This window comes from Streptomyces sp. NPDC008086 (assembly GCF_042957325.1).
Lineage (GTDB): Bacteria > Actinomycetota > Actinomycetes > Streptomycetales > Streptomycetaceae > Streptomyces.
Genome location: NZ_JBIBIA010000007.1, coordinates 397968 through 410181, shown reverse-complemented (window position 1 = coordinate 410181; position 12214 = coordinate 397968). Strand labels below are relative to the sequence as shown.

Below are 12214 nucleotides of genomic sequence, written 5' to 3'. Positions count from 1 at the left end.
TTGCCACGCCCCTGAACCAGCGGATCAGGACAGCCACGCCTTCCACGTGGACTCGTGGCTGTCCACCCACTTCTTCGCCGCCTCCTCGGGCGACAGCTTCTGCTCGGCGATCATCAGGGAGACCTCGTTCTGGTCCTCGGTCGTCCACTTGAACTTCTTCAGCAGGGCCGCCGCCTCGCCGCCGCTCTTGGCGAAGTCCGCGTTGAGGTACTTCTGCAGCGGGGTGTGCGGATAGGCGCAGGCGACCTTCTCCGGGTCCGCGTCGCAGCCCTCCTTGTACGCGGGCAGCTTCACCTCGGTCATGGGGACCTTCTTGAACAGCCACTGCGGGGAGTACCAGTACGTCAGGAAGGGCTTCTTCTCCTTGGCGAACTGTTTGATCTGCGTGATCTGCGCGGCCTCCGAACCGGCGAACACCACCTGGTAGTCCAGGCCCAGGTTCTTCACCAGCGCCTTGTCGTTGGTGACGTAGGAGGGCGAGCCGTCCATCAGCTGGCCCTTGCCGCCGCTCTCGGCGGTGCGCAGCTGGTCGGCGTACTTGTTCAGGTTCTTCCAGTCGGTGACGTCCGGGTGGGCCTTGGCGAAGTACGTCGGCACGAACCAGCCGATGTGCCCGGTGACCCCGAGGTCGCCGCCGGGCACGATCGTCTTCTTGTCCTTGACGTACCGCTGCTCCTCCTCCGGGTGCCCCCAGTCCTCCAGGAGCGCGTCGACGCGGCCCTGGCTGAGCGCGTCCCAGGCGGGGACCTCGTCGATCTGGACGGTGTCGACGCGGTAGCCGAGCTCGTGCTCCAGCAGGTACTGGGCGACGGCCACGTTGGCCTGCGCGCCGACCCAGGACTGCACGGAGAGGGTCACGGACTTCGCGCCCTGGGCGTTCGCGAACGGCGAGGCCTGCTTGGTCATGTCGGCGGCACCGCAGCCGGTCAGGCCGGTGAGCAGCGCCAGCGAGGATACGCCGGCCACTACGGCAGTCGTACGCATACGAACGCGCATGTCAGGCTCCCTTCTTCGCACGGCGTTCCGTCGGCTGGGTCACCCGGTCGAGCATCAGGCCCAGGCAGACGATCGCCACGCCGGCCACCAGGCCGGTCGCGAGGTCGCCCTGAGCGAGTCCGGCGACGACGTCGTAGCCGAGCGCGCCGCCGCCGACCAGGCCGCCGATGATGACGACGGCGAGGACCAGGACGACGCCCTGGTTGACGGCGAGCAGCAACGCCGGGCGGGCGAGCGGGAGTTGGACCTGCCGCAGCTGCTGGGCGGGGGTCGCGCCGAGCGAGCGGGCCGACTCCAGGGCGGCCGGGTCGACCTGCCGCAGGCCCTGGGTGGTGATGCGGACGACGGCGGGCAGCGCGTAGACGACGGCCGCCGCGACGGCCGGGGCGCGGCCGACGCCGAACAGCGCGACCACCGGGATCAGGTATACGAACTGCGGCATCGTCTGGAAGACGTCCAGGACGGGTCGCAGCAGCCGCTCCACGCGGTCGCTGCGGGCGGCCGCGATACCCGTCGCGAAGCCCAGGACCAGGGTGACGGCGACCGCCGCCAGGACCTGGGAGAGGGTGTCGAGCGCCGGTGTCCACACACCCAGGACACCGATCGCGGCCAGGGCGAGGACGGCGGTGAGCGCGGTGCGCCAGGTGCCGATCAGCCAGGCCAGCGCGGCGACGATCAGCAGGAGCGACCACCAGGGCAGCCACTGCAGGGTGTCGCGCACGGGGTCGAGGACCCAGGTGGTGAAGTGGGCCGCCCAGTCGGCGGTGCCGCCGATGACCGGGACCCCGGAGTAGAGGTGGTCGGTCATCCAGTCGACGGCGCGGTTGACCGGCTCGGCGACGTTCAGGGTCCAGGCCTCGGGCCAGTCGAGACGGCCCAGGAGACGTCCGGCGACGGCCACGGCGACCGCGGCGACGGCGGCGTAGACCCAGCGTGCCCGGCCGCCCGGCCGCGGCTCCGCGCCGAGGCCCTCCCCCGCCGCGCCGGTCACCCGGTCCAGGACGACGGCGAGCAGCACGATCGGGATGCCGGCCGCGAGGGCCGCGCCGACGTCGACCGTGGCCAGCGCCTGGTAGACGCGGTCACCGAGGCCGCCGGCGCCGATGACCGAGGCGATGACCGCCATCGACAGCGCCATCATGATCGTCTGGTTGAGGCCGAGCAGGAGTTCCTTGCTGGCCAGCGGGATCCGGGCGGTCAGCAGGCGCTGCCGTGCGGTGGCGCCGAGCGACTCGACGGCCTCCAGCACCTCCTTGTCGGCGCCGCGCAGACCGAGGGCGGTGAGGCGGGCCATCGGCGGGGCGGCGTAGACGACGGTGGCCAGGACGGCCGCGGGGACGCCCATGCCGAAGACCAGGACGACGGGGAGCAGGTAGGCGTACGCCGGGAGCACCTGCATGGTGTCCAGGACGGGGCGCAGGATCTTGTCCATCCGGTCGGACAGTCCGGCGGCGAGGCCCAGCAGCGCGCCCACGACGACGGAGGCGAGGACCGCCACGACCATCAGCGCGAGGGTCTGCATGGTCGGGATCCACATGCCGAGGAAGCCGCAGGCCAGCAGCGCGACGCCGGTACCGGCGGCGAGCCTCCAGCCCGCGACCCGCCAGGCGATCAGGGACGCCGCGGCGGTGACGCCGGCCCAGCCGGCCGCGAGCAGCACCAGGTACACGGCGCGTACGCAGAGCACGACCGCGTTGCTGATGTGCCCGAAGAAGTAGACGAACAGCGGGTGGCTGTCCCGGTTGTCGATGATCCAGACGCTGGCCCTGGTCAGCTGGTCGGAGAAGTCGACGGTCAGCGCGGCCGGCCAGCTGCCGCTCGCCCAGCGGGCGTTGGCCAGCGGCACGAGGATCGCGGCGGCGAGGGCGAGCAGCAGGAGCTTGCGCAGGACCGGGTGTTTGAGGACGCCCGGAACGGCGATGCGGGGAGCGGCGGTGGTGACGGTGGCCATCAAGCCACCTCCTTGCTCTTCCCCGCCCCCGCCACGGCACCCTGCCCTGCCCCCGCTGGGGCACTGCGCCCCGCCCCGGCCGGTGTGCTCTGGTCCGTCCCCGCCACTACGCCGAGCAGCCGTTCGTGGTCGACCACGCCCAGACAGCGGGCCCCGTCCATGACCCGGGCCGGGGTACCGGTACGCGCCACGGCCTCGATGGCCTCGGACACCGTCGCGTCCGGCGCGACCGCCGGCCCGTTGCCGCTCTCGTCGGCCGACGCGGCACGCATGGCCGTACGCACGGTCATGACCTGCTCGCGCGGCACGTCACGGACGAACTCGCGGACGTAGTCGTCGGCCGGGGAGCCCACGATCTCCTCGGGCGTGCCCAACTGGACGACGCGGCCGTCGCGCATCAGGGCGATACGGTCACCGAGCTTGAGGGCCTCGCTGAGGTCATGGGTGATGAAGACCATGGTGCGGCCCTCCTCGCGGTGCAGGCGGACGACCTCCTCCTGCATGTCCCGCCGGATCAGCGGGTCGAGCGCGCTGAACGGCTCGTCGAAGAGCAGCACCTCCGGGTCCACCGCGAGCGCCCGGGCCAGCCCGACCCGCTGACGCTGACCGCCGGACAGCTGGCCCGGCCTGCGGTGCTCCATGCCCTCCAGGCCGACCTTGGCGACGACCTGCGCGGCCCGCTCACGGCGCTCGGCCCTGCCGACGCCCTGGATCTCCAGGCCGTACGCCACGTTGTCCAGGACCGTGCGGTGCGGGAGCAGACCGAAGTGCTGGAAGACCATCGCGGCGCGGTGGCGGCGCAGTTCGCGCAGCCGGGTCTTGTCCATGGCGCGGACGTCCTCGCCGTCGATGGCGATGGTGCCCGCGGTCGGCTCGATCAGCCGGGTCAGACAGCGCACCAGCGTGGACTTGCCGGAGCCGGACAGGCCCATGACGACGAAGACCTCACCCTTGCGGACGTCGAAGGAGACGTCCTGCACGGCGGCCGTGCAGCCGGTGCGGGCGCGCAGCTCGGCGGACGTGAGCCCGGCGAGCTCCGGGTCGGCGGGGACGCGGTGCGCCTTCGGCCCGAAGACCTTCCAGAGCCCGTCGACGGAGAAGACAGGGGTACCTGCGGCACCAGCGGTATCAGGGGTATTGGGGGCAGTAGGGGTATTCGGGGCAGTACTCATCACGCCTCACCTCCAAGCAGATCGACGGCCTTCTCCCCGACCATGAGCACCCCGATCATCGGGTTCACGGCGGTCATCGTCGGGAAGACGGAGGCGTCGGCGATGCGGATGCCGTCCAGGCCTCGGATCCTCAACTGTGGGTCGACCACGGCCAGTTCGTCGTCGGCGGCGCCCATACGGCAGGTGCCGGCCGGGTGGTACACGGTGTGCGCGACCTTGCGCGCGTACTCGCTCAGCTCCTCGTCGCCGTCGACGTCGGGGCCGGGGCACACCTCCCTCTTGAGCCAGCTCGCGAGCGGCTCGGTCTTCGCGATCTCACGGGCGATGCGGATGCCGTCGACGAGGGTGCGGCCGTCGTAGTCGTCCTCGTCGGTGAAGTACCGGAAGTCCAGCGCGGGCTTCACGGCCGGGTCGGCGCTGGTCAGGTACAGCCGGCCGCGGCTCTTCGGCTTGGGGATGTTGGGGGTCATGGACACCCCGAACTCGGGCCGCTGGTACCCCAGTCGCTCCGGGTTGTCCGTGAACGGGATCTGGTAGAAGTGGAACATCAGGTCGGGGCCCTGGTGTTCGGGGTCGCGCCGCACGAAGAGACCGGCGTCCGAATCCATCGCGGAGTTCTCGGGGATCGGTCCGTTCGTCTCCCAGACGATCACCGACTCGGGGTGGTCGAGCAGGTTCTCGCCGACGCCGGGCAGGTCGTGGACGACCGGGATGCCCAGCTCGGTGAGGTCCTTCTTCGGCCCGATGCCGGAGTGCATCAGCAGCCGGGGCGAGTCGACGGCGCCGGCGCACAGGACGACCTCGCGCCGGGCGCGGATCAGCTGCTCCTCACCGTCCTTGGTACGGACGTGGACGCCCTCGGCCCGGGTGCCGTTCAGCTCCAGCTTGTACGCCCAGGTCTCCAGCAGGATCGTCAGGTTCTCCCGCTCGTCCATCACCGGGTGCAGATACGCCACCGACGCCGACGAACGCTTGTTGTTCTCGGGGTGGTAGGCGAGGTCGAAGAAGCCGACGCCCTCGGTGAAGGGCTGCTTGTTGAAGCCCTCGACCCGCGGGACGCCGAGCGTGCCCTGCGCCGAGTCGACGAAGTCGCGGGCGATGGCGTTCCGGTCCTTCTCGTCGACCGGGACGATGTTGTTCTTCAGCCGCGCGTAGTACGCCTCCATCGGCACCGCGCCCCAGCCCGTGGCGCCGGCCTGCTCCCACTCGTCCCAGTCGGACGGCAGCGGCTTGAACGCGATGAGCGTGTTGTGGCTGGAACATCCGCCGAGGACACGGGCCCGGCTGTGCCGGATGTGCGAATTGCCGCGTGGCTGCTCGGTGGTGGGGTAGTCGTAGTCGAGGTCGCCGCCGAGGAGGCCCATCCAGCGGCGCAGCGTGAGGACGTCGTCGCGGCCGACGTCACTGGGGCCGCCCTCGATGACGGCGACGGTGACGTCCGGGTTCTCGGTCAGCCGGGAGGCGATGACGGAACCTGCGGTGCCGCCGCCGATGACGACGTAGTCGTAGACAGGGGTGTTCTGGGACATCAGGGGGTTACTCCAGGGGTTCAGATCGAGGGACGTGACGGGCACGCCCCCATGGGGCGCGGGGCACTGCGCGACCAGCCACGACGGCGCCGCAGACGCCGGACAACCAAGCGCGGCACCGTCGAAGGCGCAGTGTCAGCCCCGGAACCACCGAACCGGCACCGGCGCCAGGTTCTGGTACACGTGCTTGCTCTCGCGGTACTCGGCGAGCCCGGCAGGGCCTAGCTCGCGCCCCACCCCGCTCTTGCCGAACCCGCCCCACTCCGCCTGCGGAAGGTAGGGGTGGAAGTCGTTGATCCATACGGTGCCGTGCCGCAGCCGCCCCGCGACCCGCCGGGCCCGCCCCGCGTCGGCGGTCCAGACGGCGCCCGCGAGCCCGTACTCGGTGTCGTTGGCGAGGGCGACCGCCTCGTCCTCGGTGCGGAAGGTCTCGACGGTGAGGACCGGGCCGAAGACCTCCTCGCGGACGACGCGCATCTCGCGGTGGCAGTGGTCGAGGACGGTCGGCTCGTAGAAGTAGCCGGTCTCGGGCCGCTCCGGGGACGGCTCGGGACGCCGGCCGCCGGAGCGCAGCACCGCGCCCTCCTTGAGCGCGGAGTCGACGTACGCCTCGACCTTCGCGCGCTGCTGCTCGGAGACGAGCGGCCCGCACTCGACGCCGTCGGCGGTGCCCCGGCCGAGCCGGATCCTGCCTGCCCTGCGGGCGAGTTCGGCGACGAAGCGGTCCCGGACGGACTCCTCGACGATGAGCCGGCCGCCCGCCGAGCAGACCTGGCCGCTGTGGATGAAGGCGGCGTTGAGGGCCTGGTCGACGGCGGTGTCGAAGCCCTCGTCCGTGGCGCAGGCGTCGGCGAAGACGACGTTGGGGTTCTTGCCGCCGAGTTCGAGCGCGACCTTCTTGACGGAGGGCGCCGCTGCCTGGGCCACCTTGGTGCCGCTGACCAGGCCGCCGGTGAAGGAGACGAGGTCGACGTCGGGGTGCTCGGCGAGCCGGGCGCCGACGGAGTGGCCGGGGCCGGTGACGATGTTGGCGACACCCGCGGGCAGCCCGGCCTCGACCAGGAGGTCGATGAGCGCGACGGTCGTCAGCGGGGTGATCTCGCTGGGCTTGACCACGAAGGTGTTCCCGGCGGCGAGGGCGGGCGCGATCTTCCAACTGGCCTGGAGGAGCGGGTAGTTCCAGGGGGTGATCAGCGCACAGACGCCGACGGGCTCGTGGACGACGACGCTGTGGATGTCGGACGAGCCGGCGTCGACGACCCGGCCCGGGGCCTCGGCGGCGACGAGGTCGGCGAAGTAGCGGAAGGCGTCGGCGACGCAGTCGATGTCGACCCGGCCCTCTTCGACGGTCTTGCCGGCGTCGCGGCTCTCCAGGAGGCCGAGCTTCTCGCGGTCGCGCACGAGGAGGTCGGCGACGCGGCGCAGCAGGGCGGCGCGTTCGGCGACGGGCGTACGCGGCCACTCCCCCTGGCCGCCGTCGAAGGCTCGGTGGGCGGCCGCGACCGCCAGGTCGGTGTCCTTCTCGTCGCCCTCGGCGACCACGGCGAACGGCGACGCGTCCGCGGGGTCGAGGATCTCGCGCGTCGCGCCGGAGACGGCGTAGCGCCACTCGCCGCCCGCGTGAATCGTCTGCTGCGCCTGCTGTCCGGTCATGATCGGTGTTGCCTTCCGTTCCTGTTCAGTGCCCCTGAGTCACACAGGTGTCACACACGAGGACCGTGACCGCCTGCCCCGGGCCTCGCATTGCATGCGCAATCGATGACCGAAAGTGCGGTGCATCACTGAACATCCGGACAAACAGGAATGAAAAGGTCGCCGAAGGGTCGACCGAACCCGGACCTTTGACTAAAGTCAAAGAACTATGGAGCCAGTGTCTACGGACCATGTGACGGCCTTCCGCCGCTTCAACCGTTACTTCACGCGCCGCATCGGCGTACTGGACGACCACTACCTCGGCCAGGACCGCCCGCTCGGCGAGGCCCGGCTGCTCTTCGAGATCGGCGACGGCGCGTCCCTGCGGGAACTCAGAAGCCGGCTCGGTCTGGACGCGGGGTATCTGAGCCGGATGGCCAAGGCGCTGGAGTCCCAGGGCCTGGTCCGGCTGAGCCCGCACCCGCGGGACAACCGGCTGCGCACGATCGAGCTGACCCCGGCCGGTCGGATGGAGGTGACGGAGCAGGACCGGCGGGCGGGCGCCGCCGCGGCCGGGCTCCTCGAAGGCCTCGGCGAGGCACAGCGCGCCGAACTGACCCGGGCCATGGCCACCGCCCAGCGGCTGCTGCGCCTCGCCGGCATCACCGTCGCCCTCGTCGACGGCGCCGCACCGGACGCCCGGGCCTGTCTGGACGCCTACGCCGCCGACATCGACGCGCGGTTCCCCGGGGGGTTCGACAAGGACGACCTCGTACGGCCGCAGGAGGTGTCCGGCGACGCCGGGGCGTTCTTCGTCGCCTACGAGGAACACCGCCCCGTGGGCTGCGGGGCGCTACGGCGCCTGGAACCGGGCGTCGGCGAGATCCGCCACGTCTGGGTGCACCCCGACGCCCGCCGCCTCGGCCTCGCCCGCCGTCTGCTCGATGCCCTCGAACAGGAAGCCTCCGCCCGCCACTTCACCGTCGTACGCCTCGACACCCACGCCGCGCTCACGGAGGCGCAGGCGATGTACCGGGCGTGCGGCTACACGGACATCCCCGCGTACGACGACAACGTCTACGCCAGTCACTGGTTCGAGAAGCGGCTGGACGGCTGAACCTCAAAGCCGCTGACGCATCCCCATGCTCTCAACGGCACTGGCCGCCCGCCGGGCAGAAGGACTCCAGCGCCGCGGTGAGCGGTTCGCGGACCAGATCGGGGGCCAGCTCCACCGGACCGGCGGCGCGGATCGCGTAGAGCGTGCCGTCGACGGCCTCGAAACGGTGGTCGACGACCTGGCGCGGGCCCATGTTCTCGTCGTCGTAGCGGTACGTCAGCTCGGACCAGTCGGCCGCCGAGGCCCGGTCCAGGGGGCGGTAGCCGGGCTGGTGCGCATAGCCGTAGCCGGGGTCGTTCTCGGCCAGGTCGAGGGACTCGGCCGGGGTGTCCTCCGCGAGCGCGAAGATCTGGAGGCTGCGCCCGTCGTCCGGGGCGTCGTAGAAGACGACCGGGGCCTTCTCGCCCTGCTTCTGACTGCGCACCCACCCCTCGGGGACGCGCAGGCTGTAGCCCACGGGGTCCTGGGCACGGCGGTAGCCGGGCAGCGAGGAGCGGGACGGGGAGGAGGACGAGGACGGGATCGGTGTGGTCGCGACGACGCCGGGCGGCGGGGTCGCACCGGTCCGGCTGAACGGGGAGTCGTCACGGATGAGGAACCAGACGCCCGCGCCGACACCGGCGCCGAAGACGGCCGCGGCGAGCAGGACGAGCAGGAGTCGGCGGGCGCGGGGCGGGGAGGGGGACGGCTGGGCAGGCGCCGGAGCGGGAGCCGGAGCCGGAGGAGGTGGAGGCGAGGGGTGGGACGAGAAGGTCTGCGTCTCGGCCGAGGCCCAGATCGGCGGAACGACCGGTTCCTGCGCGGCCCAGGCCGCCTGGCCTCTCTCCTCGCTCGGCTCGTGCTCCGCCCAGGAACCGGAGCCGTGACCGCCGTTGCCGCCCCATCCGCTCATGGCAAGCCCCCCGAATCACCCCATGCCTACTGCTTCCGACGTTAGCGGCGAAAAAGGCCGCAGGCCCCGTTCCGGAAGCAACCGGGACAGGGCCTGCGCAGGTTCGTGACAGAAGTCCGAAGAGACGGGCTCAGATGAGGCCGAGGGAGCGGACCGCCTCGCGCTCCTCCTCGAGCTCCTTGACGGAGGCGTCGATTCGGGCGCGGGAGAACTCGTTGATCTCCAGGCCCTGGACGATCTCGTACTTGCCGTCCTTGGTGGTGACGGGGAAGGAGGAGATGAGGCCCTCGGGAACGCCGTAGGACCCGTCGGACGGGATGCCCATGGAGACCCAGTCGCCGTCGGCGGTGCCGTTGACCCAGGTGTGGACGTGGTCGATGGCGGCGTTGGCGGCGGAGGCCGCGGAGGAGGCGCCGCGGGCCTCGATGATCGCCGCGCCGCGCTTGGCGACGGTCGGGATGAAGTCCTCGGCGAGCCACTTCTCGTCGCTCACGACCTCGGCGGCGTTCTTGCCGGCGACCGTGGCGTGGAAGATGTCCGGGTACTGGGTGGCGGAGTGGTTGCCCCAGATCGTCAGGCGCTTGATGTCGGCGACCGTCGAGCCCGTCTTCTTCGCGAGCTGGGTCAGCGCGCGGTTGTGGTCCAGGCGGGTCATCGCGGTGAAGCGCTCGGCCGGTACGTCGGGCGCGGCGGCCTGCGCGATGAGCGCGTTGGTGTTGGCCGGGTTGCCGACGACGAGGACCTTGATGTCGTCCGCGGCGTGCGCGTTGATGGCCTGGCCCTGGGGCTTGAAGATGCCGCCGTTGGCCTCCAGGAGGTCACCGCGCTCCATGCCCTTGGTGCGGGGGCGGGCGCCGACGAGGAGCGCGACGTTCGTCCCGTCGAAGGCGACGTTCGGGTCGTCGCTGATGTCGATGCCCGCCAGGAGCGGGAACGCGCAGTCGTCGAGCTCCATGGCGGTGCCCTCGGCGGCCTTGAGCGCGGGCGTGATCTCCAGGAGGCGCAGCTTGACCGGCACGTCCGCGCCGAGCAGCTGGCCGGAGGCGATGCGGAAGAGCAGGGCGTAACCGATCTGGCCGGCCGCGCCGGTGACGGTGACGTTCACGGGAGTGCGGGTCATGGCGTTCTCCGTATGACAGCTGGTAGAGATGATCGATCTCTTGGCGTCGAGAGATCCAGCGGTCAGGCTATCGCGCATCCGGGATCTCGCACGGCCGGGTCCGTGTGGCCCGCCCCACAGAAATGACCTTGACCGCACGAAAGGGCGGCCGCCCTGTCCGGGAGAGGGGGACATGGGCGGCCGCCGGGTGGGGGTACCGGTTGCCGGACTCCCGTGGGGGTACCGTGCGCGTGCCCACAATCCCGACGACCATTCCTGCCGCCCGAGTTTTTCTCGCCCCCGCCGCCCGACTCGATCAGCCCCTCCGGCGTTCGAGGAGCGGGGGTCCAGGGGGCGGAGCCCCCTGGTACGGCGCCGCAGTCCCCCTACTGCGTGCACCCCTCCTGCCCAGCGGCCAGCGTCACGCAGGCCTTTGCCTCGCCCGCGTCCTTCACGGCCACCATCGGCGTGTACGCGATCGTGTCGCCGGCGACGGTGATCGTGCCGGTCTCCTTCGCCTTGCCGACCGTCACCACGACCTCGTCGCCCTGCGCGGCCTGGGTGACACGCCCCCAGGCCGCGCCGCAGGTCTCGCTGTAGCGGACCTCGACCACGGACGTGCCGACGGTCGCGGTCCTGGCGGTGGTCACGAGGTCACCGCTGCACCCCATGGCCTCGGCGTCCTTGCCGGTGCAGGAGTCACCGCTGCACTTGACGCCGGCCGGCAGATCGGGGTCGGTGGTCGCGGACGGCGAGGGCGACCGCACGGCGTCCTCGTTCTTCTTGCCGCCGCCGTCGGTGAGGAAGAAGACCGCGGCGATCACGACCAGCACCCCCACGACCCCCGCGAGGAACATCGTCAGCCGCCGCTTGCCGTTCCCTCCGCCGGAGGAGCCGCGCCCCGGCACGGGCCCCTGCGGAGGCTCACCGTAAGGACCGGCCATCCCCGAGGCACCGGGCACCGCACCAGTAGCGCCGGACCCACCGGACACCCCGAGCGGACCGGACATACCGGACGCACCAGACGCACCGGACGAATCCGGCAGGCGACCCGCGCCCGTCGGCGCCGGCCCCCGATACCCCGCCAGCCCCCACGAGTTGCCCCCGGACGAGGAGCCGTCCCGTACCGGAGCGTCCCGTACCGGCGAATCCCGCACCGCCGAGTCCCGCACCTCCGGTGCCGTCGGCTGGGCCGGTACCGGTGGCACGGTCGGGGCCACGCCCGCCGGCCCCGCCACCCCGGGCGTCGCCGTCGCGCTCCCGCTCTTGCGGGCGGCCCTGGCCGCCTTCGCGCTGCTCTTGGCGTTCGCCGGCGGCGCTCCGAACTCACTCAGGGCCGCTCGGGCCTGGGAGATCCGGATCGCCTCCATGGTCATGTCGTGGCGCATCTCCGAACGGCTCCACGCCCGTTCGGCGAGCTCCCACATCGTCGTCAGATGAACGGGATTGGTGCCCGTGACCTCCGCGAGCGCCACGATCGCGCCCTTGGGTGCGAGCAGCCGCCCGTTCAGGTACCGCTCCCAGGACGTCTTGCTGTAACCCGTCCGGTCGGCCAGCGCCGCGATGCTCAGACCGCTGCGGTCCACGAGCCGCCGCAACTGGCTCGCGAACTCCCTGACCTGCGGATCGAGTTCATCCGGCAAGGCCCTCCAACGAGGCATTGCTTCCCCCCTCTTCCCCCCGGTTCGTGCTGGTGTTTCTCGCGTTCCCCCGCGCGTGACGCCCTCTGCCGAGTCCCCGTTCTGGCTACCCACAGGGATGCGCCCGACAAGGATCTCAGTTCCCGGGGTGGGGGCGCACGGGAGCATCCGGACCGTGGCCATGCA

At 71.5% G+C, this 12214-nt stretch carries 9 protein-coding genes; 1 reads left to right on the top strand and 8 read right to left on the bottom strand.

What is annotated here, in order from left to right; translation table 11 throughout:
• Window positions 1-24: 24 nt before the first annotated feature.
• The 5 genes from ACFZBP_RS26390 to ACFZBP_RS26370 all read right to left on the bottom strand — a co-directional run bounded on the left by ACFZBP_RS26390 (window position 25) and on the right by ACFZBP_RS26370 (window position 7301).
• On the bottom strand, window positions 25-996 hold the full coding sequence (locus tag ACFZBP_RS26390; protein WP_391416599.1) for a glycine betaine ABC transporter substrate-binding protein: 972 nt from the start codon (window positions 994-996) through the stop codon (window positions 25-27).
• A gap of 1 nt (window position 997) precedes the next feature.
• A complete protein-coding gene (locus tag ACFZBP_RS26385; RefSeq protein WP_391416597.1) occupies window positions 998-2947 on the bottom strand; it encodes an ABC transporter permease subunit in 1950 nt (649 codons plus the stop codon).
• Window positions 2947-4119, bottom strand: a complete 1173-nt coding sequence (locus ACFZBP_RS26380) for a betaine/proline/choline family ABC transporter ATP-binding protein (protein WP_391416595.1) — start codon at window positions 4117-4119, stop codon at window positions 2947-2949. Before ACFZBP_RS26380 ends, ACFZBP_RS26385 begins: the two co-directional genes overlap by 1 nt.
• Complete coding sequence (locus tag ACFZBP_RS26375) at window positions 4119-5648, bottom strand: GMC oxidoreductase (protein ID WP_391416593.1); 1530 nt, start codon at window positions 5646-5648, stop codon at window positions 4119-4121. Before ACFZBP_RS26375 ends, ACFZBP_RS26380 begins: the two co-directional genes overlap by 1 nt.
• Window positions 5649-5783: 135 nt before the next feature.
• Window positions 5784-7301 (bottom strand): aldehyde dehydrogenase family protein, encoded by a 1518-nt coding sequence (locus ACFZBP_RS26370; protein ID WP_391416591.1) that lies wholly within the window; start codon window positions 7299-7301, stop codon window positions 5784-5786.
• A 208-nt stretch (window positions 7302-7509) separates the two neighbouring features.
• Here ACFZBP_RS26370 and ACFZBP_RS26365 point away from each other — a divergent pair, with 208 nt between their 5' ends.
• Window positions 7510-8397 carry a GNAT family N-acetyltransferase gene (locus ACFZBP_RS26365; RefSeq protein WP_391416589.1) on the top strand — a complete coding sequence of 296 codons (888 nt, stop codon included), beginning with the start codon at window positions 7510-7512 and terminating at the stop codon, window positions 8395-8397.
• A gap of 31 nt (window positions 8398-8428) precedes the next feature.
• On the opposite strand, the gene ACFZBP_RS26360 is transcribed toward ACFZBP_RS26365, so the two are convergent.
• From ACFZBP_RS26360 to ACFZBP_RS26350, 3 genes are all read right to left on the bottom strand, one after another.
• On the bottom strand, window positions 8429-9289 hold the full coding sequence (locus tag ACFZBP_RS26360; RefSeq protein WP_391416587.1) for a hypothetical protein: 861 nt from the start codon (window positions 9287-9289) through the stop codon (window positions 8429-8431).
• Between the two features lie 130 nt (window positions 9290-9419).
• Window positions 9420-10409, bottom strand: coding sequence for a malate dehydrogenase (locus ACFZBP_RS26355; RefSeq protein ID WP_383455904.1), 990 nt, complete (start codon window positions 10407-10409; stop codon window positions 9420-9422).
• A gap of 365 nt (window positions 10410-10774) precedes the next feature.
• Window positions 10775-12049: a DUF2690 domain-containing protein gene (locus ACFZBP_RS26350; RefSeq protein WP_391416584.1), complete on the bottom strand. Its 1275-nt coding sequence runs from the start codon at window positions 12047-12049 to the stop codon at window positions 10775-10777.
• Between the last annotated feature and the right edge of the window lie 165 nt (window positions 12050-12214).